This is a genomic window from Pelagibaculum spongiae (assembly GCF_003097315.1).
In the GTDB taxonomy this organism is placed as follows: Bacteria; Pseudomonadota; Gammaproteobacteria; order Enterobacterales; family Pelagibaculaceae; genus Pelagibaculum; species Pelagibaculum spongiae.
This window is the reverse complement of sequence record NZ_QDDL01000005.1, coordinates 163,223-189,684: the sequence shown is the minus strand read 5'-3', so window position 1 is coordinate 189,684 and position 26,462 is coordinate 163,223. Positions and strand designations below refer to the sequence as shown.

General features: G+C 43.9%; 20 protein-coding genes. 7 read left to right on the top strand and 13 right to left on the bottom strand.

Annotated features, from left to right (window positions below; genetic code table 11):
- Window position 1: 1 nt before the first annotated feature.
- Complete coding sequence (locus DC094_RS13330) at window positions 2-577, bottom strand: PilN domain-containing protein (RefSeq protein ID WP_116687602.1); 576 nt, start codon at window positions 575-577, stop codon at window positions 2-4.
- Window positions 564-1,643 carry a pilus assembly protein PilM gene (locus tag DC094_RS13325; RefSeq protein ID WP_116687601.1) on the bottom strand — a complete coding sequence of 360 codons (1,080 nt, stop codon included), beginning with the start codon at window positions 1,641-1,643 and terminating at the stop codon, window positions 564-566. Before DC094_RS13325 ends, DC094_RS13330 begins: the two co-directional genes overlap by 14 nt.
- 272 nt (window positions 1,644-1,915) lie before the next feature.
- Between DC094_RS13325 and DC094_RS13320 the strand changes: the two genes are divergently transcribed.
- Window positions 1,916-4,429 (top strand): penicillin-binding protein 1A, encoded by a 2,514-nt coding sequence (locus tag DC094_RS13320; RefSeq protein ID WP_116687600.1) that lies wholly within the window; start codon window positions 1,916-1,918, stop codon window positions 4,427-4,429.
- A gap of 38 nt (window positions 4,430-4,467) precedes the next feature.
- On the opposite strand, the gene DC094_RS13315 is transcribed toward DC094_RS13320, so the two are convergent.
- Both DC094_RS13315 and DC094_RS13310 read right to left on the bottom strand, forming a co-directional pair.
- A complete protein-coding gene (locus DC094_RS13315; protein ID WP_116687599.1) occupies window positions 4,468-7,059 on the bottom strand; it encodes an EAL domain-containing protein in 2,592 nt (863 codons plus the stop codon).
- A 220-nt stretch (window positions 7,060-7,279) separates the two neighbouring features.
- Entirely contained in the window at window positions 7,280-7,885 is a 606-nt protein-coding gene (locus DC094_RS13310; protein WP_116687598.1) for an IMPACT family protein, read from the bottom strand.
- Window positions 7,886-8,010: 125 nt separating this feature from the next.
- On the opposite strand from DC094_RS13310, the gene DC094_RS13305 reads away from it, so the two are divergent.
- The 3 genes from DC094_RS13305 (at window position 8,011) to DC094_RS13295 (ending at window position 10,773) form a co-directional block, all read left to right on the top strand.
- A complete protein-coding gene (locus DC094_RS13305) occupies window positions 8,011-8,562 on the top strand; it encodes a thioesterase family protein (RefSeq protein ID WP_116687597.1) in 552 nt (183 codons plus the stop codon).
- 470 nt (window positions 8,563-9,032) lie between these two features.
- Window positions 9,033-10,475, top strand: coding sequence for an IS66 family transposase (gene tnpC / locus DC094_RS13300; RefSeq protein ID WP_116687596.1), 1,443 nt, complete (start codon window positions 9,033-9,035; stop codon window positions 10,473-10,475).
- 1 nt (window position 10,476) lies between these two features.
- Window positions 10,477-10,773, top strand: coding sequence for a hypothetical protein (locus DC094_RS13295; protein WP_116687595.1), 297 nt, complete (start codon window positions 10,477-10,479; stop codon window positions 10,771-10,773).
- Window positions 10,774-11,023: 250 nt separating this feature from the next.
- Here the strand turns inward: DC094_RS13295 and DC094_RS13290 are convergent, their stop codons facing one another.
- Window positions 11,024-12,289 carry a malic enzyme-like NAD(P)-binding protein gene (locus DC094_RS13290; protein WP_116687594.1) on the bottom strand — a complete coding sequence of 422 codons (1,266 nt, stop codon included), beginning with the start codon at window positions 12,287-12,289 and terminating at the stop codon, window positions 11,024-11,026.
- A gap of 516 nt (window positions 12,290-12,805) precedes the next feature.
- Window positions 12,806-13,006 carry a 50S ribosomal protein L31 gene (gene rpmE, locus DC094_RS13285; RefSeq protein ID WP_116687593.1) on the bottom strand — a complete coding sequence of 67 codons (201 nt, stop codon included), beginning with the start codon at window positions 13,004-13,006 and terminating at the stop codon, window positions 12,806-12,808.
- Between the two features lie 574 nt (window positions 13,007-13,580).
- Here rpmE and DC094_RS13275 point away from each other — a divergent pair.
- The 3 genes from DC094_RS13275 (at window position 13,581) to DC094_RS13265 (ending at window position 17,553) form a co-directional block, all read left to right on the top strand.
- Complete coding sequence (locus tag DC094_RS13275) at window positions 13,581-14,141, top strand: phosphoribosyltransferase (protein ID WP_158527323.1); 561 nt, start codon at window positions 13,581-13,583, stop codon at window positions 14,139-14,141.
- A 112-nt stretch (window positions 14,142-14,253) separates the two neighbouring features.
- The gene (locus DC094_RS13270; RefSeq protein ID WP_206605659.1) at window positions 14,254-16,578 is read left to right on the top strand and encodes a primosomal protein N'; all 2,325 of its coding nucleotides are present in this window, start codon (window positions 14,254-14,256) and stop codon (window positions 16,576-16,578) included.
- A 219-nt stretch (window positions 16,579-16,797) separates the two neighbouring features.
- Window positions 16,798-17,553 carry an SPOR domain-containing protein gene (locus DC094_RS13265; RefSeq protein ID WP_116687590.1) on the top strand — a complete coding sequence of 252 codons (756 nt, stop codon included), beginning with the start codon at window positions 16,798-16,800 and terminating at the stop codon, window positions 17,551-17,553.
- A 121-nt stretch (window positions 17,554-17,674) separates the two neighbouring features.
- Here the strand turns inward: DC094_RS13265 and DC094_RS13260 are convergent, their stop codons facing one another.
- From DC094_RS13260 to DC094_RS13230, 7 genes are all read right to left on the bottom strand, one after another.
- A complete protein-coding gene (locus tag DC094_RS13260) occupies window positions 17,675-19,480 on the bottom strand; it encodes a lipoprotein N-acyltransferase Lnb domain-containing protein (RefSeq protein ID WP_116687589.1) in 1,806 nt (601 codons plus the stop codon).
- Window positions 19,480-19,845 (bottom strand): hypothetical protein, encoded by a 366-nt coding sequence (locus DC094_RS13255; RefSeq protein ID WP_206605658.1) that lies wholly within the window; start codon window positions 19,843-19,845, stop codon window positions 19,480-19,482. The genes DC094_RS13260 and DC094_RS13255 overlap by 1 nt, the downstream gene beginning before the upstream one ends.
- Before the next feature lie 169 nt (window positions 19,846-20,014).
- Window positions 20,015-21,352 (bottom strand): DUF58 domain-containing protein, encoded by a 1,338-nt coding sequence (locus DC094_RS13250; RefSeq protein WP_116687588.1) that lies wholly within the window; start codon window positions 21,350-21,352, stop codon window positions 20,015-20,017.
- Between the two features lie 61 nt (window positions 21,353-21,413).
- Complete coding sequence (locus tag DC094_RS13245) at window positions 21,414-22,463, bottom strand: AAA family ATPase (RefSeq protein WP_116687587.1); 1,050 nt, start codon at window positions 22,461-22,463, stop codon at window positions 21,414-21,416.
- Window positions 22,460-23,674, bottom strand: coding sequence for a DUF4350 domain-containing protein (locus DC094_RS13240; RefSeq protein WP_116687586.1), 1,215 nt, complete (start codon window positions 23,672-23,674; stop codon window positions 22,460-22,462). Before DC094_RS13240 ends, DC094_RS13245 begins: the two co-directional genes overlap by 4 nt.
- On the bottom strand, window positions 23,667-25,331 hold the full coding sequence (locus DC094_RS13235) for a DUF4129 domain-containing protein (protein WP_116687585.1): 1,665 nt from the start codon (window positions 25,329-25,331) through the stop codon (window positions 23,667-23,669). Before DC094_RS13235 ends, DC094_RS13240 begins: the two co-directional genes overlap by 8 nt.
- Window positions 25,321-26,424: a stage II sporulation protein M gene (locus DC094_RS13230; RefSeq protein ID WP_116687584.1), complete on the bottom strand. Its 1,104-nt coding sequence runs from the start codon at window positions 26,422-26,424 to the stop codon at window positions 25,321-25,323. The genes DC094_RS13235 and DC094_RS13230 overlap by 11 nt, the downstream gene beginning before the upstream one ends.
- Window positions 26,425-26,462 lie beyond the last annotated feature (38 nt).

The following is a 26,462-nucleotide window of genomic DNA, read 5'->3' as shown; positions in this document are numbered from 1 at the left end:
ATCACCCCCGCTCCGCTTCTGAGTTTTCTTGCTCAGGCTGACCTTCACGTAAGGTCAGACGGAACTCGCGACTTGCACCGCCTTGGCCACCTTTAGCTTCACGAATTACGCTGAGTACTGGTTTATCTAACCAATCAGACTCATCGATATTTCTCATTAAGCGAGAAACCCGCGTATTCGACTCAGCACGACCTTCAAGGTAAATCAGCTTTCCCTTGCGTTCGATTTTAGTGACATAAACACCATCCGGCATGACCCGAACAATTTCATCAAATAATCGAACAACTTGAGGCCGACTGGATTGCAGCTTTTGAATCACATTCATGCGATCTTCGAGTTGACGACGCTGGTCTTCCAGCTCCCGAATTTCTCGAATTTGCCGATCCAATACTGAAATTTCATTTTTAAGATAATTGTTTCGCTGACGCTGACCGTCAATCCATGACTCATAAACCATATGAGTCAGAAACAGTAGCATTAGACAAACAACCACTACGCTGACGAGGACAGTGATGAATTCCTTCTTCCGCCTATCTCGCCGATCTTCGCGCCAGTCTAGAAGGTTAATACTTGCCATCGTTGATAAAACTCCTTAGCGCCAGTCCACAACTGATCATCAACGCAGGGGCATCATTACTGAGTGCCTGAGCGCTAACTTTGGAGGACAACGACATCTCAGCAAACGGATTGGCAACCACTGTAGGGGTACCGATTCTTTCTTCTACCAAATCATCCAAGCCAGCGATTGAAGAACAACCACCTGCTAAAACAATCTGATCAATCTCAGTATATTGACTGGATGAATAGAAGAACTGGAGAGAACGCGTCACTTGCTGAACCACTGCTTCCTTGAATGGTTCTAAAACTTCAGGCACATAATCGTCAGGTAATCCGCCTTGCTTTTTAGCCATACCCGCTTCGCTATACGATAAACCGTAACGACGCTGAATTTCTTCAGTAAGCTGAGCACCTCCGAAAACCTGTTCCCGGGTATAGGTAGTTTTACGGTCATGTAGCACAGAAAGTGTAGACATGGTTGCACCTACATCCATTACTGCGATGGTTTGACCTTCACCTCGACCAGGCAATTGATCTGCAACGAGGTGGAAAGCTCGCTCCATACCATAAGCTTCAACATCAACAACCAAAGGAGTTAATCCAGCAATTTCAACTGCAGCAACTCTGCTATCAACATTTTCGCTTCGAGATGCAGCCAACAACACATCCATTTTTGATGCGTCCTTAGGGTTTGAACCCATGACATCAAAATCTAGACTCACCTCATCGAGTGGATAAGGTATGTATTGATCTGCTTCTACCGCTATCTGACTTTCTATATCATTTTCAGTGAGACCCGCTTCCATCTGGATCACTTTAGTTATAACGGCTGATCCAGCTACTGCTATTGCGACCCCTTTTGCATTAGGCCTAGCTCTGTCAATCAGCTTACGTACAGTCTCAGCAACTCCATCGACGTCCTTGATATCACGCTCAACCACCGCATTTGGTGGCAGAGGCTCTACTGCGTAGCTTTCAACCCGATAACGCGTGCCAACTTTACTAAGTTCTAACAGCTTTACCGAAGTTGAACTGATATCTAGTCCAATCAGAGGTTGTTGCTTTCCACGAAGAAATGGAAACATATTGATCCCGCCAACAGTCCTTATTGATTATGCCTTTCTCATCGAATAGTACACTTGCACTACTGGGAATCAAGCGCTTATTCCCTATAAGCATCGTCTATTTCGAGTATTTGTGAATCTGAAGCAGTAAAAATTTGCGCTGCCGCACATCCGAGGATAACGACCACTAAAGCTAACAACAACTCATTATTGATTGCGTAATAGTTCCTGCCCCAAATCATTTCAATCCTATATAATGCAGTCGCTATCCTGTGTAATTTCAAGAGATTTTGATGATAAATTTTCGTCGCGTGATCAGAATCGGTCTGATCGGCTCAGCTGCACTGACTTTTTTCGTTGTTCTGGCAGGCCTCTCGACGGTCTTTTATCTTTTGCCACAACTACCAGAAACAGCTGCACTAAAAAACGTCAAGTTACAAACACCGCTCCGTGTTTATAGCGCAGATGATCAATTAATTGCTGAGTTTGGTGAAAAGCGCCGTAAACCTGTTCGCCTGGAACAAGTTCCTGAGGATATGGTTAAAGCATTTCTGGCAACAGAAGATAGTCGTTTTTTCGAGCATGCGGGAGTTGATCCTGTCGGCGTAGCTCGAGCGGTAGTAGTTCACTTGATATCCGGCGAAAAGCGACAAGGTGCCAGTACAATAACCATGCAGGTTGCCCGTAATTTTTTCCTTAGCCGTGAAAAAACCTACACCCGAAAATTAAAAGAAATTCTACTAGCACTAAAAATTGAACGCGAGCTCACAAAACAAGACATCCTAGAACTTTACCTCAATAAAATATTTCTTGGCCAACGATCATACGGTATCGCTTCGGCAGCCGAAGTTTATTACGGCAAACAATTGAATGAGTTATCGCTTGCTGAAATGGCGATGATTGCCGGCTTGCCAAAAGCACCCTCTTCCAAAAATCCAATTCGCAACCCTTCAGGGGCATTAGTTCGACGCAATCATGTTTTGCGCAGAATGCTGTCATTGGAGCAAATTACGCGCAGCGAATATGACCAAGCGTCAGCGCAACCGGTAACAGCCAAATACCATAGCTTAAATATTGAAGTTGAAGCACCTCATGTTGCAGAAATGGCTCGTGAAAAGTTAGTTTCTCGCTATGGTGAAGCAGCATATACCGACGGGTTTATCGTTAAAACATCGATCATTGGTACGGCACAGCAGGCTGCCAACCAATCATTGCGCGATAATTTAACCAATTATGATCGTCGCCACGGCTGGAGAGGTGCAGAGTCAAAAATAACCTTATCTGAAATTCCTGACCTACCTGTTTTAGCCAAAAAACTTCGTAGAATTGGCTCTTCTGCGGATCTGCTCCCAGCACTGGTACTCCAAGTAGCAGAGCGGTCAGCAAAAATTCTTTTAGGTTCTCAGGAAATTGTCGAACTAGATTGGCCAGCCATGAAATGGGCTGCACCTTATATTGATGACAACAAGGTTGGTGCTCGACCAAAAACAGCCAGTGACATTATTCAACCAGGTGATGTGGTTCGTATTCGACAACGTAAAACCAATACAAAAGATCCCGGGGCTGCTTTTGCAGAACCTATTTGGAATTTAGCGCAGCTACCGCAAATTAATGGCGCATTAGTTTCAGTAAACCCCGACTCAGGTGCCATAGAAGCCTTGGTTGGAGGCTATGATTTTTCTCGTAGTAAATTCAACCGTGTGACTATGGCCAACCGCCAACCTGGTTCGAGCTTTAAGCCTTTTATTTACTCCTCAGCGCTGCAAAATGGCTTCACTTTAGCCAGCATCATTAACGATGCTCCAGTCGTTTTAAAAGATGCTGGATTGGAAGATGTTTGGCGACCAAGAAATGACAGTGGAAAATTCGGCGGCCCTACTCGATTACGCAAAGCTTTGTATAAATCTCGCAACCTAGTATCGATTCGAATTTTACGCAGCATGGGGGTTAAAAATGCCCTCAAGCACATTAAAAAGTTTGGCTTTGATACTCAGCAGCTACCAGCAAACCTGTCGTTAGCTTTAGGCTCAGGCTCAGTAACCCCTATTGAAATGGCTCGTGGTTACAGCGTTTTTGCTAATGGTGGCTTTTTGGTTGAACCATGGGCGATTCAATCAATTACCGACACTCGCGGCGAACTGTTATTTCAACAACAGGTTCAATTTGCTTGCGAAGACTTAACTTGTGATCGTTTAAAAATGCCACGCTATCAACCACTGTTTGAAAAACCTTCTAGTAACAAATTGAAATTAATTAACGAAGGTGAGCAGGAAACATTACTCGCTGCATCACGAGTGTTAGATGCTAGAAATGCTTGGTTAATGACCTCAGTATTACAAGATGTAATTCGCAAGGGTACCGGGCGCCGAGCACGTAGTTTGGGACGACAGGATATTGGAGGTAAAACCGGCACCACTAATGATTTCATTGATGCATGGTTCTCCGGCTTCAATCGCGATCGAGTGACAATCGCATGGACCGGTTTTGACACACCACGCAGCATGGGTCGCAATGAGTTTGGGTCACGCGCCGCTTTGCCGATGTGGATTAGCTTTATGAAGCAGGCATTAAAAGAAACACCTGAAGCAACACTTACCCAGCCTGATGGAATTGTGACCTTAAGAATTGATCCAGAAAATGGTTTATTAGCGCAATCGGGTGATCCAAAAGCAATTTTTGAAGCATTCCGTCATGAAAATGCACCTGAACAAACGACTCAAGTGGAAGCCGTCAGCCAAACCGAACAAAGCAATGAAAATAACGGCACAGAAACTGGTGAACAACAAAACGCAGAAGAATTGTTCTAGTGCGACATACCTTGAATAACCCTCTGCGTTAACAACAATCAGCTTAAAGCAGCTACCGGATGAACATCGGGTAGCTGCAGCATTAAGCGCTCGATCTCACTGGCTGATACCGGCCGACCAATAAACCACCCTTGCGCCACATCACAGCCAATTTTTCTTAACAAACGCATCGTCTGCAGATCCTCGACACCTTCAGCAACCACCTTCAAATTCAGATTGTGACTCATCACCGTAATGGTTTTAACAATCAGTGCATCTTGCTTTTCTTGCACCATACCAACAACAAATGAGCGGTCTATTTTAATTTCATTCACCGGCAATTTGCGTAAGTAAGCCATCGAAGAATAGCCAGTTCCAAAGTCATCAATCGATAACTGAATACCCAGCTCATGGAATTTACTCAAAATAATCAATGCCTGATCGGGATCGGACATCATGGTAGTTTCAGTAATCTCCAAGATAAGCTGTTTTGGGTTTAACCGATATTTATCCAACAAACGGCTGAATCTTTCAGGAAGATCTGGCTCCAGCAAATTTTGTGCAGATAAATTTAATGACATGCTGATGTCAATTCCCCGCTCACGCCATATTCCCAACTGGCGTAATGCAACTTCCATTAACCAGTGGGTTAACTCGCGCATCATGCCGCCTTGCTCTGCCATCGGAATAAATTCAGCCGGAGATACCCAACCATTTTTAGGATGACGCCAGCGTAATAGTGCTTCCACTCCGATAATCCGCTCGCTGTCCAAATCACACTGAGGTTGATATGCCAACACCAATTGCGAGCGCTTAATGGCATGTGATAAATCAGCCAGCAGTGTTAAATGTCGCTCACTGTAAGGGTCCTGCTCTGCTTGATAACAGGCCAGAAAACTATTATTTGCTTCGGCTTGCTCTACTGCAACATGGGCATATTGCAGTAACAATTCCGGGTGGGAAGCATGCTCTGGAAAACTAGAAACGCCAACGCGCAGACCTGGGTCTAGTCGCATGCCACCAATATCTTGCGGCTGTTGCAGTTTTTGTAATCGTTTTTCGATTCGCTCCAACTGATCACGAGTACGAACAATAAATGCCAAAGCAGGGCCTTCAAGAACTGCAATCGCAGCATCTCTTGCCGGTCGATCTAGATTAAGAACACCGGGATAGTCTCGTAATAAATTGCTAATTCTGCCGGCCAAAGACACCAGTAACTTGGCAGCTTGTTCATGTCCCAATGTATTTTTTATTTGCTGATAACGCATGGGTTGCAGCAGCACCAATTGATACCGTCCGCCAATAAGCGTCAGGCTACGCATTCTAGCTACCAGACTGGCGCGATTTGGCAGGCCGGTTAAATGGTCAGAAAATGCCTGCTGAATCATTCGTTCTTCAGCTCGCTGTAATTCTTGAGCCATATCTCGCTGCTTTTGCAGCGCATTGGCTTTTAAATGCCGATCACGGCTAATTCTTTCAGCCAGACCAAGTGATAATAAAACTGCTTCAATTCCTGCGCCTATGTGGCCGCTATACAAGGTAAATAAATTAACCGGCAACCAGCTATAGCTAGCTGAAACATTAATCATCGCCCCCAGCATTAATGCCAGCCAAGCTGCTAGAAAGAATCGAGCAGCTCTATCTCCCTGCCATAAGCACCAAACAGCAACCGCCACCACCAGAGCAAAGCACAGCATCATAATCGGGCCAGACAACCAGACACCTAAGCGAAGCTCGCCAAACAAGCTCAGCAATGTGTAGCCCGAAAGCAATGCATAAAAACCATATAAAATCTGTTTCAGCCACGGAATTTCATAGGCAGTTTTTAAAAACCGCCCCATAAACATTAGGCCGAGCATTAATGCCAGCCCCAGACTGATCATTGGCATTCGGCCGTTAAATTCCACCGCACCTGGCCAGAAAAACTCTAATGCCAAACCATCAACACTGGCTCTGTTGAGAAAAATCATCAGACTATAAAAAACATACAACAAATAACTGGTGTCACGAATAGCAGTAAAAAGCAGCAAGTTATAAGCAATCAATACCAACAAGCCACCGTAAAATATGCCTTTGAACAAAGATTCAATTCGAGTAGAAGTCAACAATTGATCGGTCGAAACCAGCTTTATTGGCAGCATTAAAAAGCTGTCAGATTGCACCCTTAAGAAATAGGTTTTCCGAGTGCCGGTCGTAATATCCAGCTTGAATAAACCATGACCGGTAGAACGATACGCTTTGGGAATACCCGATAGGTCACCGCTCTTGCCAACCAGCTCCGGGTAACCCGACGGGTTCAATACATAAAGCTCGAGACTGTCTAATGGCGCATAGCCAATATCTAGCCACCAAACTTCCGTATTTTTAGATTGGTTATCCAGAATAAAGGTCAACCACCACGCAGATTGACTCAGACCAAACCCTGGCCAAGATCCTCTGGTAGGTAGAAAGCTCTCTTGCCACATCGCTTGTCTTAAATGGCGCGGCTTTAGCTCAGCAAGTGGGTCTTCCAGATATCGGGCAACAAAACCCGGGCGATAAACCGTCTCAGCCGATTCCAATCTCATCACCTGCTCGGCAGATACTGCATTGAAGAAAACTGAAAGACATAAAATTGTTATTAAATACAGAGCTTTCTTATATGAGCCCATTACTACCCCAGCAACTGCCCGGTAAAACCGAAGCTAGCACAACCGAACCTGACGTTACTGGTTTGATAACACAGCCGAAAAGGCAAAGCTAGATAGTTTACGTTTTGTAGCGATACAAAATCAAAATTGATCAAAACTTTAAAAACTAATCTGTGCTAGACGTCGCTGTTGTTTTGCAGACAATTACACTAAAGATAACGGGAAAATTAACCTCGATAAATTATTGCTCTTTTAATACGAAAGACTGCCAGGGCAAACCTTTTAGCTCACTTTCAAGAGCAAGTTGTTCCTCTTGAGACATACTCAATTGATAAATTGCCCGTCCAGAGTAACGGGTCTCATTAATAATAATGGATAGCTTTTGCAGCATATGCTGCACACTCGATTGCACTGAAAAATCAGCGATCAGAGAAAAATTAGTTCTAGGTACCCACGGAATGGTTTGCGCCTGCGCCTGCTCCAGCATTTGTTGCAAGGTGCCTGCATAAGCTCTGGCAAGGCCACCGGTTCCAAGCTTTATTCCGCCAAAATACCGAATCACCACCGCACCGGTTTGCCGCCAACCACCCAGCTCCAACACTTTTAACATCGGCATTCCGGCAGTTCCTTTTGGCTCACCATCGTCTGACATCGCCATATCTGCTGGTACTGTTCCGGCACTGGTCCATGCCCAACAATAATGACGCGCATTGGGCCAACGCTGCTCAGCGTCTTTTCTTAGTTCAGCTAATGCTGCTCGATCAGGACAAAATCTGGCCAATACAATAAAGCGACTTTTCTTAATAACTTGTTCACCAACCAGCTCACCTGACAACTGCTTCAACATTCAGATATACCCTGTGAAAATAACCTACATAAACAGTCAACTATTGAAACGCCCGTTTGAATTCGATATAGATGGCGGCCCGCTTCAGTTTAAAAGAGCAAAACTGCCTCGGCAGATGATTGACTATGAACCTGTATCTACGCCTGTTATTACTGATTGCCAGAATCAGAACCATCAAACAATTTATTACACTTGAACAAGCTAGCCACATGCATTTTCGAGTTTGGCCGCATGATTGCGACATCAATCTACACCTAACCAATTCCCGTTATCTAGGCATGATGGATTTAGGCCGAACTTGGATGCTGGCAGAAATGGGGCAACTTTCTAGCGTGGTCAAACGTGGTTGGAAAGTGATCATGAACGCCCAAGAGATCTCTTATATACGTGAGCTGAGTCCATTTCAAAAGTTTACTCTGGAAACCCGGATGGTCGGCTGGGATGAAAAGTACTTTTATGTAGAGCAGCGCTTTGTCTCAGGCGGTAAGCTTTACGCCATTGCGCATGTGCGTGGTTTATTTATCCACAAACGAAAGGCGGTGGCGATGGGTGAAGTGCTTGATCATTTGGAGCAATCACAAGGCAGCCAATCACCTCGGATTAATCAGCCACCACAGATCATCGCTTGGAAACAATTGCTAGAACAAAAGAAGCAAGCTTCCCTGCAACAAGCATGATCATTCAGATTTAAATCCAAATAAACCCGCCAAAATCAGTTTTTTTTATCCCTGAATTAATTTATTCAGGGGTAAAAAGCTGCGTCAGTTCACGCTTTTCTCAATAGCTAGTCATATGCCTAAGCAACAAACCTAAGTTAGTTGGATAGCGAAAATTGTTTAAAACAATTCCGCTCAAAAGCAGTTAACCAAGGATGGCATATGAAAAATTCACTTTTATTGTTCGTAGCATTGTAACCATTCAGCACAATTTAATATAAAAATCGCTTGACAGGTTTTTTGATATTTTCCCGAATTTAAGCACCTCTTTCAGAATACCACTTAAACGCCGCATTAAACTGCTATTAACACACCTGATTATCAATGTTTTTTGCTCAGAATAGCGCATCAGCATTCCGCTTCTAAAAAGTCGCCACAGTAAGCCTCAGAGACAAAAAAACCACCCTGAAAACCTGTGCGATAATAACCGCATGGACTCAATCGAAATTAATAAAACCATCGCTGAAACCGAGCGATTGTTAGCCAAAAGCAAAAGCTTACCGCCCGAACTGGTGGCGATGGTTCGTATGCTGATGCTCGTCGTTAAGATATTGCTTGATAGCAAAGGGCTAAACAGCAAAAACTCCAGCATTCCGCCATCGGCAGATCCTAATCGAGAAAAGAAATCGCGCGCCAAAAGCAATAAAAACCCAGGCGGGCAGCCTGGCCATAAAGGCAGTAATTTATCACCGGTGAAAGACCCAGATGAAGTGCTGGATATTACGATTGATCGTAGCCAATTGCCGAAAGGAAAATACCGTGTTGTTGGCAGTGAAAGCCGCCAAGTAGTTGATGTTCGTATTACCCGATATGTCACCGAATATCGGGCGCAGATTCTACAAGACGAGCAGGGTAACCAGTTTGTTGCTGAGTTTCCGCAAGGGGTCACTCGGCCAATACAATATGGCAATGAGTTTAAAGCCAACGCGGTTTATATGTCGAGCTACCAGCTGATTCCTTATGAACGGACTCAAAAGCACTTCGCTGAGATATTGGATGCGCCAATCCGCACCGGTAGCCTTGCCAATGTTAATCCGGAAGCTTTTCATCGACTGAAGCCATTTGATCAGTTAGTACCGACTATTTTGCGTGCTGGAGATTTGCTTCATGCCGATGAGACCGGCGTCAATATCAATGGTAAACGAAAGTGGCTACATGTCGCGAGCAATGACCGCTGGACGTGGATTGAAGCGCATGAATCAAGAGGTATCGAGGCAATGGAAGCGATCGACATCTTGCCTAAATTTACCGGTTTATTGGTACACGATCACTGGAAAAGCTACTACCGATTTGTGCTGTGCTTGCATGTATTGTGTAACGCCCATCATGTACGTGAATTGGCGCGAGCCCATGAGCAAGATGGCCAGCAGTGGGCCAAGGCAATGGAAGATCTGCTTTATGAAATGAATACAGCAGTCAATGAGGCGGGGGGTGAGTTGGATGAAAAGCAGTGTCAAAAATGGGTGAAGCGATATCGAAAAATATTAAAAGCAGGTGACCGGGAATGCCCGGCACCTGAGCCAAAAAAAGCGGATAAAAAAGGTCAATTAAAACGAGGGAAATTAGCACGAAGTAAATCGAGAAATTTATTAGAACGGCTGCGAGATTTTGAAGCAGACGTGCTGCGGTTTATGAGTAATACCCGAGCACCGTTTACCAATAATCAGGGTGAACGGGACTTCCGTATGAGCAAGGTTCAGCAGAAGATATCAGGCTGCTTCCGCTCATGGGATGGCGTGAAAGCGTATTGCAGAATCCGGAGCTATATATCGACCTGCCAAAAAAATGGGGTCGGTGTTGGGGAAGCTTTGTCGTTATTATTTGCGGGTAAATGGCCGGACTTTATTCAGGAGAAATTGGATCGGTTGGTGTGACATGCTGAATGGTTACGTAGCATTAACCATTAGCAGCTCTGTTTTTGCCAATGGCAGTTCTGCCGGCGGCGGTTCAGGCCCAGCAATTAACAGCCAAAGCTTGGCCCAGCATTTTAATGGTCAACCTGGCCCTCAACAAACCGCACTAAGCGGGCATATCATCCACTGGACAGCAGATGAAAATGGTCAGCCAATTGCCAGCCAATCTCTTCCAGCTTGTTATCGACTAACCGCCAGTGAACGAACCGCTCAAAACTGCTATTACGCTCACCCTTCTCAAGGTGGTTCAGGCGGTTAGTTTAATTATTGGCTGGGCACTCGCAAAAGGTTTGCTCGGCCAACAATCTCTTTCAATTTTCTCTATTTAAAATCAATAAAATCAGCATTAAATAAATCTATAAATATTTATAGATAAAAGTATTTAAAGCTTAGAATCCAAAGCCAGCAGCCAACAATAATAAATTGTTAAAATTGATTAATCATTTAAAAATGTAAATTTTTATAAAAAAACCGGAACCCAATGGCTCCGGTTTTTAATTATCTGACGATTAACGACAGAAAATATGCGAAGGCGGGAACTGGCTGTAAGGGTAATCTAACTGGGCAACACCGGTATCAATAGCAGCCTGAGCAACCGCAGGAGAAACCACATCGATTAGGCGTAAATCCAATGGGGTTGGAATAATATAATCCCGGCCAAATTCCATTTTCTCAACACCATAAGCCTGCAGCACTTCCGCGGGTACTTCTTCTTTTGCCAGATTACGAATCGCATGTACTGCAGCAATCTGCATTTCCCGGTTTATTTTGCTGGCACGAACATCTAAAGCGCCGCGGAACAAAAATGGGAAACATAAAACGTTATTCACCTGGTTGGGATAATCGCTTCTGCCAGTCGCCATAATCAAATCATCACGGGTCTGATGCGCCAACTCAGGGCTAATTTCAGGATCCGGGTTTGACAATGCAAACACCACCGGACGATCAGCCATGCTGGCCAGCATTTCAGCCTTAAGAATATTTGGCCCAGAGACTCCAATAAATACATCGGCATCTTTCATGGCATCTGCTAGCGTGCGGCATTCACTGTCCACAGCAAAAGCATGCTTGTAAGCGTTCAGATCACTTCGACCAGAGTGAATCACACCACGAGAATCAACCATCAATAAATTCTGTTTAGGCATGCCCAGCGCGCGCAATAAATGCCCGGCAGCAATGCCAGCAGCACCAGCACCTACAATGACAATTTTACAGTCAGACAATTGTTTTTTCTGGACTTCTAGCGCATTGAGCAGTCCGGCAGAAATAATAATCGCGGTACCGTGTTGGTCATCATGAAATACTGGAATATCGAGCTTGCTGGCAATCGCTTGTTCAATCTCGAAACACTCAGGTCCTTTAATGTCTTCTAGGTTGATGCCACCGAAAGTAGGTGCCATGCGAACCACAGTTTCAATAAAGGCTTGAGAGCTTTCTGAATTCACTTCGATATCAAATACATCAATTCCAGCAAATTTCTTGAACAGAACACCCTTGCCTTCCATTACAGGTTTCGACGCCAGCGCGCCAAGATTGCCCAAGCCCAAAATGGCTGTGCCATCGGTAATCACACCGACCAGATTACCCTTGCTGGTGAAGCGATAGGCATTTTCTGGATCTTCTGCAATTGCTCGGACAGGTTCTGCGACACCCGGGCTGTAGGCCATGGCCAGATCATGCTGAGTGGTAGTGGATTTGGTGATTTCTACGCTAATTTTTCCGGGGCGTGGCAGCTCGTGATAATCCAGTGCTGCTTTTTTTTGGTCGTTGGACATGATGCTTTCCAGTTACTTCTTCTGCACTAGCTTTACTGCTGTCAGCAACCTAGAGATAGGCAGCAAAACAGTAGATAAAAAGGATTAGCAGAATAAACAAATTGTTAACTACTGACCAGTGTTTGAGAGAACAAAACTCGATTTATTCCCATTAACTGCTGTATTAACAGCTTGATCAATCAGAGAGATTCGGGCACGCATAGTAAAACAAACACACTTACCCGGTGTTGATGTAGCGAGCCTTATACCCAAGCCACTTCAAGATAGATCCAATATAAGAATTATGACCAGACCGTCATTGTTTGTTAGTTTCAGATACTGGAATTGAAAAGCACTAATAATTAGCTAACAAAAAATCAATAAAAGGAAAGCTGTCAGAAACTGAGTGAGAAAATAGAGCCGAAAATAAAATCAGCAGAAATTGACTGGTATCGAGAGGGATTAAAACAAGGAGAAGGAAAGTTATTCTGAACAATAAGATTGGGCAGACGAGAAAATCGTCTGCCCGAAATCTGATTACTTCTTCGCGTAACGCTGACGGAAACGGTCGATACGTCCACCAGTGTCCATAACTTTCTGCTTACCAGTATAGAAAGGGTGACACTTGGAACATACGTCCAGAGTCAGGTCCTTACCAGTAGAGTTGGTTTGGAATTTGTTGCCGCAAGAGCAAGTTACGCTAATTTCAGCGTAGCTAGGATGGATATCAGCTTTCATGGTAAAACCTCAGTGTGATGATATACGTCGCCACCTGATCACGTTGGTTACCACCACTTCAGCAGTTGCTGGCAAGCAGGGTAAAATGTGTCAGGCACCACGCGAGGCGGGCATAATATCCAAGTCGCAGTGCAACTACAAGCAAATTCAAACAACAAGTTGTCGAAAAAAAACGACGAAAGTCAATATACAACAAACAGTTGCCAGACTTGTTATCGAAAACTGATCCGATTAGATTAGATTCAAAGCGAACTGAGTCATTGCTCTAAAATATTTGCCTGCTACCATCCCTGCTTATACCCAAGCTATTCCAAGGTGTAAGGTTCAGCTGGAATTAGAAATGTTTCAGGCAAGGCATTGATTGAAGCGAATGGTATTTTCCCTTTTCAAAATCAATAACGAAGCATAAAACGTTTATAAACCAGCCCTTGGGGATCCCTGAGCACACATCTTGGAATGGTTTCGGTATAGAAGGCTCCCTATGCAATTTTTTGTGCAGGGAGCCTTTTGTGAAATCAGGCCCGCAAGGCGAGTTTTTCATTATGATCCCACTGGTTATTCCGAAGAGGTTGATATGAGCCAGACCGACAAAATCTTCATTGACGCTTTGCAGCTTGAGCGCGATTGCTGGCAGCTAGCTAGCAACATTTTTAAAGAAGGGCACGATTTTGATGTGATCGCCGGTATTACCCGCGGCGGTGCGCAAATCTCAATCTATATGCAAGAAGTGTTTGCCTTACTGTCAGGCAAACCAAAAGCTTTCACGACGATCCATGCTCAGTCTTACACCGGTGTATTTGAAGCCGATGAAGAAGTGCGAGTAGAGAATCTTAAATCATTAGCAGCACGCATGAACCCAGATAGCCGGTTGCTGATTGTTGATGATATTTTTGATCGCGGTAAGACCTTTAAAGCGGTTTACGAAAAAGTGATCAATGAAATTGATTGTGATGAAGCACATGTAATGACTGCAGCGCTTTACTACAAACCAGAGAACAATTTGGTCGATATGTTGCCTGATTTTTATCAGCGCACTTTCGGATCAAATGACTGGATTGTACTGCCCCACGAACTGGAAGCCCTTTCTCGTGAAGAGTTGGCCGCCAAAGGCTTTGTTTGGCCTGAAGGCCTGTAATTCAACTGCTTTCACTTTGATTGGATTTGCCCCATCGACCTGTTAACGCTAAGCGGACTTTGTCTGATCACTTTAGTGTTAACAGGTTGTAAAAAAACAGTAGACTGACACGATGCTGAAACACCAACTGATTCGCGTCCTTCTGCCTGGGCCGCTTCGGCAACACTTCGACTATCTATTAGACACTCAATTAGATCCGGTACTTAACGGAGACCCGCTGCTATCTGCTAGTCAGGCCAGTATTGATGATTCAGCGGCAACTCCCCATCAAGTTAAATTGATAGGTCTTCGAGTATTGGCTCCTTTTGGCCGAGGCAAGCGCACCGGCATTATCACTGCCCTGCCCGATTCCACTGACTGCCCGCCAGAAAAACTCAAATTTGCTCAATTGATCGACAGTCAGCCAGCCATGACTGATTCATTGCAGCGATTATGCTTATGGGCCGCTAATTATTATCACCACCCAGCAGGTGATGTGCTGTTTCATGCTTTACCGATTCTGTTACGTAAAGGTCAACCCAATCAGTTACCACAAACCATCCACTGGCAACTGACTGAGCGTGGCAAAAAAGTCTCATTGAATGTGGTAAAACGCGCCAAAAAACAGCTGGAAGTCATGCAGCAGCTGCACAACCTCATGCAGCAAGAGCAACCCGACTCGCCAGTCAGCCAAACCATCGACGAACAACTGCTTCGGCCAGCAGGTCAGTCTCGTCAGCCATTACTAGCTCTAGAAGAAAAAGGCTGGATTGAATCGATCGAAAGACCCGCTGCATTAGATCTTCCCGAGGAAGCGCCATCAAGCGCACTCACGCTCAGTGAAGAGCAGCAATTCGCCGTCGACAGCATTAACGCTAAAACCCAATCAGAAGATAAAGATAAAGGTCACTTCGCCGCTTTTTTACTTGAAGGTGTTACTGGCAGCGGTAAAACAGAAGTGTATCTGCAAGCAATCGAAACCGTGGTTGCTCAAGGCAAGCAAGCTTTAGTGCTGGTGCCAGAAATTGGCTTAACACCGCAAACCTTGCAACGTTTCCGCGCCCGATTTCGTCAGCCGGTGGTTGTTTTACATTCCGGGTTAACCGACACCGCTCGACTTCGAGCCTGGCAAGCCGCCAGCAATGGCGAAGCGGCAGTAATCATCGGCACCCGTTCGGCGATTTTCACGCCGATGCAGTCACCGGGGCTGATTATTGTCGATGAAGAACACGACAATTCTTACAAGCAGATGGAAGGCTTTCGCTATCACGCCCGAGACCTAGCAGTCGTTCGAGCTCGAATGGAAAAAGTGCCCGTAGTATTAGGTAGTGCAACGCCAGCATTAGAGAGCTTGCACAACGCCAATACCGATCGCTATCAGCTGCTCAAGCTGACCCATCGCGCCAGTGACGCCAAAGAACCGACCAAGATTTTGCTCGACATTCGCAGCTGTCATTTGAACGCAGGTTTAAGCCCAACCATGCGCGATAAAATTCGCCGCACGCTGGAAAGTAATCAACAGGTTTTATTGTTTCTCAATCGCCGTGGTTTCTCGCCAGTGTTAATGTGCCATGACTGCGGCTGGCTAGCTCAATGCCCCAGTTGCGATGCAAAAATGGCACTGCACCAAAATCCGCACCGGCTGCATTGTCATCATTGTGATAATCAACGGCGTTTGCCAGAAACCTGCCCCGACTGTAAAAGTGAAAATATGGTGCCAGTTGGCTTGGGCACTGAACGATTAGAACAAGAACTGGCTCAAACATTCGATGACTGGCCAGTGCTTCGAGTTGATCGAGATTCAACCCGAAAAAAAGGCAGCCTCGATAAAATTCTGCAACAAATTAATGCCGGTGAACCGATGATTTTGCTGGGAACGCAAATGCTGGCCAAGGGCCATCATTTTCCCAAAGTGACTTTGGTCGGCATTCTTGATGTGGACGGGGCTTTTTTCAGTGGTGATTTTAGAGCCGGAGAAAAACTAGCACAGTTGGTCACTCAAGTTGCCGGGCGAGCTGGCCGAGGCGAGCTCGCCGGTGAAGTTTGCCTGCAAAGTCGCCAACCGGAGCACCCTCAATTACAAGGTTTGCTGAAACAGGGCTATAACAGTTGGGCACAGCAAGAGCTGGAATTAAGAGAACAGGCTCTTTTGCCGCCATTTAGTCATATGGCAATGCTACGCGCCGAAGCAATTAACGCCGATTCAGCAAAAAAAATATTACAACCAATGGCAGACTGCCTAAAGCAAATTTCCAGTGGCAGTTTAATGCAAATGGGGCCTTTAGCTGCGCCCATGGAAAAACGGGCCAACCGATACCGGCAACAACTATTGATACAGGCAGATGACCGACGTAGTCTGCATCAGGCGATGGCTATTTTACTGAACCAACCTTGGTTGCAACCAGCCAATAGCCGCTATCGCTGGTCAATTGATATTGATCCGCAAGATTTATATTAAAATGTCAGCTTTTATTCATTTGGCACTTGCACCAAAATTCAGCAAGCTGATAATGATTGCTTATCACATATGAGTTTGTCTTGCGGTCTTCCCAAGCAGAGATTTTCAGAATTACAGCTCATACTGAAATGAACTCCGAGCCAAATTAGCAGTACTAACATTTGCGTTCGAACCCAAAACACTAGCTCAAGACAGAAGCGAAACGGAAATACAATATTTATGCCACGGGATTTTGCTAAAACACCTGCGAGTAAACGCAAAAAACCAGCAGCCAGCCGAGGGAAATCTGATCCCGGTGGTTCAGGTCGCCTCTCTTCAAGAAAGCCAGCAGCCCGAAAAACATCAACTCGTACTGCCTCTAATCGCACAACATCAAATAGAAGAAAAAACAGCCAAACGAATGGTTTTAGTAAAAAAATATTGCTAATTGGTTGTATTTTAATTCTTTTAGGCAGCTTTGGTGCCGTTTTAATGTGGCTAGGTGAAAACACCGACACTGCACCTGCTCAGGCAAATAACAACACATCATCTAAGCAAACTGCATCTGCTAAAAAGTCCCCAGTAAAAACATCGCCTGCTAAAAAAGAACCTGCCAAGCCAGCAGCGGATAAAAAAGAACCACCAGCCAAGACAATCAAAGCTGAACCTAAAGAACCTGAGTTTGAGTTTTATACCGAGCTGCCAAAAATGGAAGTGGAAGTTCCCCAACCTAAAGTAGCCCCACGCGCCAGCTATGAATACACCCTGCAAATTGCATCTTTCAAGCAGCGCAATGACGCAGATGCAATGATTGCCAAGCTAGCTTTACTAGGCAAAGAAGCCTGGATCAGCGAATCAAGCAACAAGGGTAATTTATGGTACCGGGTACGGCTTGGCCCATGGCAGAGCAAACGCCAAGTCGATAAAATTCGCCACCAGTTGCAACGAAAAAAAATTAATAACACCATTGTACTGCGTGCTAAAAAAGATGGTTGATCACGATAGCTAGCGCTATGTGGTATAGAATTACGTGCCACAGAAGATGTGAGTAATTGAATCGGAAACTAAAATAAATTATTAAAATAGCAGAGGTATGAACCTCTGCTATTTATAGCCATCAAAAAAACGTAGTTAGCTCAATAGAAAAAATCTCATTGCCAATTGTGCTATTGAATTTTTTATCGTATGTAAATGCTATTGATTTTGAATTATCGCCACGCCAAATAGATTGATTCACATTAATTGAGTTATAGACTCGTTCACCAGACTGATATTTCCGTTTAAATGAAAAATTAGTTTTCATATCGAAAACCTCATAAACAAAAAAACCAATTTCAGGTTCGATATATAAATTTTGCTCATCAAACTGAAGGTTTGTACCCGCTGATAACATAAAGTAGCTACCAATATCTCTGCCAAATTTTCTAGCTAATCCAACGCCACCATTAAGATCGAATCCCAGAGAACTCGTCAGATCGTCTGTATATATTTGTTGGAAACCAAAGGAAAACTGACCAGAAATCCCTCCAGAAAACCGGCTATAAGGATTCAATGCTTTTACAGAATAGATCTGTAGCTGATCAAGTCTTAGTTTTTCTTTAGCAGGATTTATAGATAATTCAAATTCAAGAATTTTCAGTTCATTTTCACTAAAATATTGGCGATTATTATCTGAGATTCTATGTGATGCAGGAAGCCATCTTGCAGTTAACCAATGGCCCTCAGCATCTTTTCTCCAACCGAAACCAAGCTGAACATCGTCAGGGACTTCTAGAGGAGAGCGATACCGTGAGATATCAATCAATTTTTCGTCATCATTATCTGAAAAATTTAAATTATTATTTCTATATTTCCATTTATCAATAGAAATTTGTTCGCTTTCAAACTGGAAACGATTTACTGATCTGGCTAATTCTTTTGTAACGTAATCTTGTCCAATCGTTGACATTGACAGAGAATTATCTGGATTATCTAACCATTTTAAAACTTTATTCTGATTCGTATTCGTCGTGAATTCTTCTAAAAAACGAACTTTCCATTTACTTGATGGATATAGTTTTTTATGTTTTATTAACCCATTTCTATCAGCGGATTTTGCTACATCAATCGGACTAACCCATAAGTCGCCATTGTCAATTTCAGGATAAGCTACCGCTAAGATATCTTGAATAATTGTTGCACAATTATGCCGATCAAATAAGTAATCTATTTTAGATTGTTTTAATTCCCATAAATGTCTATGGATAAGGATTTTTTGTTCTGTAGAAAAATTTAAATAAAATTTCCATAAGTTTCTCTGTTCGTAGATTGAGTAGTGCTTTTGAACTTCAGAAAAAGGTTGGTTAGTAAAATAGCCTTTTTTTCCTGAAACTAAAGAACCCCATAAAAATTTTGTAAAATCTTTTGTATCAATATCTGTGAAAAAAGAAATAGCATGGTCGACCTGAAACCCTTGTTCATTAATGCCCTCTAATGACATCATGGTATGTCCCATTATACTGCTAGGCTGGGTCAAATTTTCTGAAGCAAAAATGATACTAATGTCATCAGCAGGAGCCTTATTTTTAAATTCAACATAGCTAGGGCAAAGCTCTTTATTTATCGGCCATCTATTAGGAAATGTCTGGTTTAAAAAATAATCTCTTCCAGTAAACCTACATCTATATTCAGGCTGACTTTTAAGCAAATGTATAGTTTTTTTGAGCTCGTTTAAGGGAGAAAATACATTTGATGATAATATAAATTTAGAGTCGTGAATTTGGAGCTGGTTATTCCTAAGATGCAACAACGCTTTCCATTGAGGACTATTAGAAACTTTGTCTAGTTCGCTCTCTGAAAAATCAAAATTTGCTTGCGCAGAAGAAGCTAATATTAGAATGAAAAAAAGGGAAGCCAAAAGGCTTCCCATGATACGAGAAACCATTACTTTTTACAGTTGATTTCTACACTATCAGCATAGGTCCACATTTTCTCAGTAGCCATGTCAGTGGTAGAGCCTAATGGGCCACCTGAAACTAAGTTGATCCAGAATTCAGTTTCAATCTCTTTCTTCAGAACAGTTTGTTTTGCACAACGGTTGTCTTTAGAAACGATAGTTTTATCAGCATTGCTTTTCTTCAGAGAAACAATGCCAGGAACTGTGTATTCTTGACCATCAATAGCAACAGTTACTTCTTCGCCAGTACTAGTTCCAATATTAATGCTAGTTGTGTCGTCAGTCAGAACACTTGCACAACCAGACATCAGTACTGCAGCTGTAGCAACAGCTACTAATTTTTTGATTCCCATCTCGACGAATACCTTTGATTTGTTTGATTTGAATTGGCAGCCAATGCTCCACATAAACTGCGCGCGCATTATGGCAATACACGTCTATAGCATCAAGTGGTTTAGTGTTATTTATGATTAAATAGAAGATATAGTTGATGAAAATCTATTTGTTTTGTATAAATATTTTTTATATACGCCCGCTGCGTTTTAAATCCAAATACCCATTCACCAGCGCGCCAGCCAGCTCTGATGGCGACGTGTCCATACAAACTAAGTTGTATCCTGATAGCTGCCGACTGAGATTTTCACGCTCAAGACTAATCTGTTCAGCTGCGGCCCAACCAGCAGCACTTTCTAAAGTAGCTGGTGCAGTTTTCGGTGTTTCTAAAGCCGCTTCTCGCAGATTAGCCAGCAGCACCACGTGTTTTCTGGCTAACTGATTTAGCGCATTAATCGTGCTATCACCATCCTCACCGCGCAAGCAACTTAATACCACCACCAATGAACGTTTATTTTGCCGTTGCAGTAGCGACTCAACCGCCTGGTCTATATCAGGAGATTGCGTGGTCGCATCTAGGTCGTAGACTTGATTTAACAAGGTATTCAAATGCTGACGACCTTTTTCAGGTGCCAACCAACGGTTGTGCCCGGCGTAAGCCTGCATCCCTACCGCGTCTCCTTGACGTAATGCGACATCAGCCAGCAGCAATAAACTGTTTAGGGCATGATCAAAATGGCTTAAAACAGAAGTTTCTGAACCATTTTTTCCCATGATGGGAGACTTATGCAAAGTGCGCATCCGCCGACCACAGTCCAATAGCAAAATAACGTTTTGATCTCTTTCTTCTTGGTATTCACGAGAAATTAATTTGCGATGACGTGAGGTTGCCTTCCAGTCGAGCTGTCGCAAACTATCACCGCGACGGTATTCTCTGAGCTGTCGAAAATCAACTCCCTCGCCCCGCCTACGGCGCTGGTGAACTCCTAGCCGCTGTTGGGTAAAGTTACCCGCTAGCTTTGCTAGATGACTCACTGAAGAAAAATCAGGGTAAACCCGAACCGTTTCCGGGTGTGCTGCATATTCGTTTAGCCACCAGAAACGTAAAGGTGACATCCGGCGAATCTGTAACGATCCAAAACCAGCATCTCCTCGCTGGTTTGGCTTTAAAGAATAGCCTTGCTGAAAGCGATGTTTTGGCGGCAGATTAATTTCAATTGGAAAATCATCACTGTGGCAACTGGCTGGAAAGTGATCAAACAGCACTAATCTTTCGGTTTTTTTGGCTGGGTTCCGTAACTCCAAACCGACCTTTGACCAAATGCCCAATGCCAATGATTGCGGCAGATCTCGGTCAGCAATAATCGCCGGGCGACGATATCCCATTGCAGCATCAATTAATGCCAAGACAATTCCACTGGCAAGCGATGCCCACCAAAAAATGGGGTCCAGCCCAAAGTGTGCCTGACCAAGGCCAATTAGCAATAATATGCCGAGCCAAACATACAATGTGTTCGAAGGAATCATTCCGTTACCCTTTGCTGAACTACTGCTGAACTGCCATGCAAATATTAATTCTATTGATTCACTACAGGCGAGGTGCAGGAACTTGCTCTAACAGCCGAACCAGCAGTCGATCACTATCCAGACCTTCCAGCTCAGCTTCGGCAGATAAGAAAATTCTATGCCGCAATACCGGCAAAACCATCTGTTTAATTTCTTCAGGTGTCACATATGCCCGACCACGTACCAGCGCCAATGCCCTAGCAGCACGGACTAAAGAAATACTCGCTCTCGGCCCTGCGCCCTGTCGAATACCACTGAAATCACGGGTAGCTCGAACCAGCTCTACCGCGTAAGAAACCACTTGATGATCAATCACAATTTCATTCAATAATGCTTGTAAATCAGACAAGGTTTCGCGATCCATACACGGCAATATCGGGCTATTTAACCCTTGCTCAACAGACCCAGCAGCTTCGACAATATTTAGCTCTTCTTCTTCGGTCGGATAATCAATCATCACATTAAACATAAAACGGTCAAGCTGCGCTTCAGGCAGTGGATAAGTGCCTTCTTGCTCTAGTGGATTTTGCGTCGCCAGCACCATAAATGGTGCGTCTAATAAAAAGCTTTCACCTTCTATAGTGACTTGGCGTTCTTGCATTACTTCTAACAAAGCTGCCTGGGTTTTTGCCGGTGCCCGATTAATTTCATCGGCTAATAATAGGTTGGTAAATACTGGCCCTTTTCGAGTAGTGAACTCCTGATTTTTCATATCGAATAATGCATGGCCGGTAACATCGGCGGGCATTAAATCAGGTGTAAATTGAATGCGACTAAAATCTACCGATAAACTTTTTGCGACCGCCTGCACTAACAAGGTTTTACCCAAGCCAGGAACGCCTTCTAATAGCACGTGGCCACCGCATAATAATGCAACTAATGTTTGCTCAACCACTGAATACTGACCAATTAATGCCTTGCTGATATTTTTTTTTAATTGATCCAATTGCTGGCGCGCATACTCAATTTTTGACGACAAAGAATCATCTGAATTTGATGCATCGTTGGTTTTTTCAAGATCATTTAAATTTAAATCCAGATCAGAGCCGGATTCAGTGTTGTTACTTGTCATTTATTTTCTCCATCTGATCCAGCAATGCTATTCTGCTGCATTCCTAATGATCTACCGAGCTTCCAAAGCCCGCGTAATTGTTCAATTAACTGGCCTTCCAAATAACCTTCTTTCGGCATTTGACCATAAAGCCAATCACTAATGTGTTGCTCAGGTTCGCCGGTTAATTCGACCAACCTTAATGTTTGCTGTTTTCTTGACCACTGCCGCCAAGCTGGCCAACGGCTGGCAAATTTACGCTGCAGCCTTAATCGTACTGATTGTAAAAGCTTATCTGCTGCGCCATGACGCCATAGATAAATTCCGCTCGCCTCAAGATGTTCTGAGAGTTCACGCCGAGCATTATCTGGTTTAGGAATTACCGGGCCAAACCGCTGTAATCCACCGACAATCCATGCAGCTAATATCATTAACAGAGAAAGTAATGGATATTTCCAATACTGCCAGATTAATTGCAAAATATTCGGATATTCAGGATTTAATAAAACCTGTAATTGAGTATTTTCGTCAGGTCGCCCTAATAAAACCCATAACAGTAAACCATGATCTTTTTGGTCAATATATTCTGAGGTAAATGGCGTTAAATCTGAAACCAGCCACAACCAACCTTCACCAACGCGGTAGCCTAACAACCAATAACCATCCGCGGCGACCACTTTTACACTGGCCTGATCTTCAGGGTCGGTTAAATACCATTCACTATTAAAATTAACTGATAAAGGTATTTCACCTTCCAGCTCCAGCATAATTTCTTCTGAAATTATGCTTTCTGAACGCGCTCGAATGGCATTGAGGCTGGATAATCCACCAGGTAATTCAACCTCTCCAGCCGGTTGCATAATTAGCTGGCCGCCTTCTGTAAGCCATCGCACTAGTTTGTCTGCATCAGATTCAATCGAAAATGATTCATCAAATCGGCCTTGGCTAATCACAATATCTGCTTGGGTAAGGTTTAATTCAGCCTGGTCATATAAATGCGTTACTTTTATATTTTGCTGCGTGAGCCAGTTTTCTGCTGCCAGAAAAGGATTAGCGCTGACTTGCCAGCTAGGCCCTTCATCTTCAATTTGCTTAGTGTATTCCAACAGCTGACTCAACAAGAAGCCAACCACAGCCAACAGAACAACGGCTAACAGTAATAAAACACTGCCTGTAAATTTTTGATTGCCAGCAGGGGAGGCATTCGCGGAACTATTGAATGAATTATTCATTAGCACCACCTACTTTATCGGCAGTCGAGCTTGGCTGTTTATAACTTCTGCCATCGTGAATTGAGGCACTACCAAAATCATCCTGCCACCGCTGGCATAAAGCAGTTAATTGTTGCTCGCCTGGCAATTGGTGTGCATAAGCCAGCCCCATCCAACAGTTAGTAATCTCTTTCAATAATTGGTTTTGCTTAGGATTACAAAACTGTTGGATATGAGATAAACATTCCATTTCGGTCATTGACGGTGACAGCGGCGCACCTAATTGTTGCAGCCGAAACAACGCACCGCGATATAACAGGCTCATCGCTTCCCGCTTTTGATCAGCGTTCCAAAGTTGCATTACTGCTTTGGGTACATTTTCAGGCAAACGCTGGTCTAACATATACTCGCTATGCCCTTGTTTGGCTTGCGGTACATCGATACGCGTTTTAGCCATCGGCGCTAAAAATTGGTTCAACCTTAATAATCGATAAACTAACCAACCGAGAATTGCACCTACACCTAACCAAACCACCAATCGTGCAAACCAAGATAAACTCTGCAACCAATCTGGAACGCTCAAATCGCTATCAATCGGTGCGGTTTCATCGCCACTGGCTAACCATCGAAGCAATGCATCTAGAAACTGCTGCCACCAAGAAGCATCTTGATTATTTGCTGGTTGTTTCCATTGCAAGGTTTCAACTGTTTGATTATTAACAAATGGTGGCTGATTTTTAATTTCAATTAATTGCTGTGAAATAACCGCAGATTCAGACAGCACTTGCTCGCCAGCAAAGGTAATTTCCGGCATAACGATTTGAGTATCTTGTATTGCGTTTAATTTTTCAGTATTTGATTGCGCCATTACCGGCTGAGAAACCAATAAAGGCAAACAAACCACCGCAACAACTAACAAGCTTGCCAAAATATTACCGACTCGCTGCTGAAGTTTTCTAAAAGACAGTTCGATATCCCACGCTTCTAATTTGGTTCGCCGGTTTAAATAAAGCGAAAAACCTGCAGCAGAATAAAAGGGTGATAACAAACCAATCACCAGCCACCACAAAACATTATTCAACTGACTAAGCATCCAGCTCTCTTGAAGCACTGCAGAGAAATCATCTAAAAAGCGCATCATCTGATAACCAGGAATCAGCGCAATTAACTGCATCAGTAGTGCGAAGCTAAGGATAATTTCCAGATGCATGAAAACAATCGTTAGCCAACCGGCAGGTAAGTCTTTACCTGCACCAAGCAAGCTTCGGCGGTTTCTAGCAGCAGATCCTTTTAATTGCTCTAACTGCTGTACCGGTGCAAAAAAACTTCTGCGAAAGCTAAAACGCCGTATCGTCAGCGCAACCAAACCATATTTCCAAATCAACTTAGGCAATTGCTTTAATAGCCCAATCACCGTCGGTTGAGCACCAAAAATACTACGAGATAAAATTTCCAGTTGGCCAATTTCACCCAAGGGTTTTAGCCACCAGATAATCAAAGTTGCTAAGGCAGGTTCATCCCAACCTATCCACATCGCTAATGCAAAAATAGGAATTTGTACCGCTAACCAACTTATCCACAACGGTAAATACCAGCGACGAGCCAATACAAAACCTAAATCAAGACTTTCATAGCCACGCCGTGGACGAACCTGCAGCAATAAATCTTCAACCCGCATAATGCTGCTCGCTGTTTTTGTTAGTTTCGCTGCGCTTACCAGAATTACTGCCAGACATGTCATCTGGCGGCATTTTTGAAAGAGGAATATTCACCTGACTGACTTTGCTAATGCTCAATTTCGTGCTGTGTTTTCTACCATGAATCAGCATATACCAGGCCAAGAAAAGCCAACCTAGCGCACCAATCACCATTCGAAATTCAAAGGGCCAGCCTCTTTGTGACGACCAAAAAGCTTCAATTAAAGCGGCAATTACCAATAACAATGCTGAACCAAATACCAAGCGGGATAACGATTGAGAATGATGCTGCAATGACTGAACTCGGCTCATTCTACCGGGCAGAACAATGGCTAGCCCCAGTCGCAGACCTGCTGCGCCGCAGATCATAATCGCCCCCAATTCCCACGAAGAATGACCGCTCACAAATGAAAAGAAAACTTCACCCTGGCCGCTTTGCCATAAAAAACCGGCAACTGCACCAATTGACAAACCATTAGTTAGCAGAATAAAAATCGAGCCAATACCTAAAAAGAAACCACTAGCAAAGGTTTTAAAAGCAATGCCAACATTGTTCCAAACGTAATAACCAAACATCATTAAGTCGGTATCGGCATCTCGCAATTTACCCAGCGATCCTGAGCCATTGCTGTCGTACATTTGCTGAAATTCAGCCACCTGTTGCGGCGGCAGAATACTAAAGATCAAATCTGGATAATATCGGCAAGCCAGCATGGTCAGTAACAAACTGCCCATAAATAAAATGGCTGAAACTGCAATTAACCGGCGCTCATCCCACAGTGCTACCGCAAAATCTCGGCCAATAAACTGCAATAGTTGCCAGCGCATTCGCGGCCGGCTTTCATATAATTGTTGATGGCCCAACTCAACCATACGGTGCAAACGATTGACCAAGCTACGACTGTAATTACGCTCTTTGGCTAGTGCGTATTGCTGACAGACACATCGGTATAAGTCAGGGAACCCTGCATGTTGATGGCTATGACCCGAACGCTTACCTTTAACGGCAAGGCATTGTTCCAATGATTGCCATTCAGCCTGATGCTGCTTTTCAAAATCCCGTTGTTTAATCAAAACAGAAGTTCCTGATACCGAGGTGAAATCACATCAAG

Coding starts and splice junctions, on each gene's coding strand:
- DC094_RS13330 (WP_116687602.1), bottom strand. CDS start 577: ATGGCAAGTATTAACCTTCTAGACTGGCGCGAAGATCGGCGAGATAGG.
- DC094_RS13325 (WP_116687601.1), bottom strand. CDS start 1,643: ATGTTTCCATTTCTTCGTGGAAAGCAACAACCTCTGATTGGACTAGAT.
- DC094_RS13320 (WP_116687600.1), top strand. CDS start 1,916: ATGATAAATTTTCGTCGCGTGATCAGAATCGGTCTGATCGGCTCAGCT.
- DC094_RS13315 (WP_116687599.1), bottom strand. CDS start 7,059: ATGGGCTCATATAAGAAAGCTCTGTATTTAATAACAATTTTATGTCTT.
- DC094_RS13310 (WP_116687598.1), bottom strand. CDS start 7,885: ATGTTGAAGCAGTTGTCAGGTGAGCTGGTTGGTGAACAAGTTATTAAG.
- DC094_RS13305 (WP_116687597.1), top strand. CDS start 8,011: ATGAACCTGTATCTACGCCTGTTATTACTGATTGCCAGAATCAGAACC.
- tnpC (WP_116687596.1), top strand. CDS start 9,033: ATGGACTCAATCGAAATTAATAAAACCATCGCTGAAACCGAGCGATTG.
- DC094_RS13295 (WP_116687595.1), top strand. CDS start 10,477: ATGCTGAATGGTTACGTAGCATTAACCATTAGCAGCTCTGTTTTTGCC.
- DC094_RS13290 (WP_116687594.1), bottom strand. CDS start 12,289: ATGTCCAACGACCAAAAAAAAGCAGCACTGGATTATCACGAGCTGCCA.
- rpmE (WP_116687593.1), bottom strand. CDS start 13,006: ATGAAAGCTGATATCCATCCTAGCTACGCTGAAATTAGCGTAACTTGC.
- DC094_RS13275 (WP_158527323.1), top strand. CDS start 13,581: ATGAGCCAGACCGACAAAATCTTCATTGACGCTTTGCAGCTTGAGCGC.
- DC094_RS13270 (WP_206605659.1), top strand. CDS start 14,254: ATGCTGAAACACCAACTGATTCGCGTCCTTCTGCCTGGGCCGCTTCGG.
- DC094_RS13265 (WP_116687590.1), top strand. CDS start 16,798: ATGCCACGGGATTTTGCTAAAACACCTGCGAGTAAACGCAAAAAACCA.
- DC094_RS13260 (WP_116687589.1), bottom strand. CDS start 19,480: ATGGTTTCTCGTATCATGGGAAGCCTTTTGGCTTCCCTTTTTTTCATT.
- DC094_RS13255 (WP_206605658.1), bottom strand. CDS start 19,845: ATGGGAATCAAAAAATTAGTAGCTGTTGCTACAGCTGCAGTACTGATG.
- DC094_RS13250 (WP_116687588.1), bottom strand. CDS start 21,352: ATGATTCCTTCGAACACATTGTATGTTTGGCTCGGCATATTATTGCTA.
- DC094_RS13245 (WP_116687587.1), bottom strand. CDS start 22,463: ATGACAAGTAACAACACTGAATCCGGCTCTGATCTGGATTTAAATTTA.
- DC094_RS13240 (WP_116687586.1), bottom strand. CDS start 23,674: ATGAATAATTCATTCAATAGTTCCGCGAATGCCTCCCCTGCTGGCAAT.
- DC094_RS13235 (WP_116687585.1), bottom strand. CDS start 25,331: ATGCGGGTTGAAGATTTATTGCTGCAGGTTCGTCCACGGCGTGGCTAT.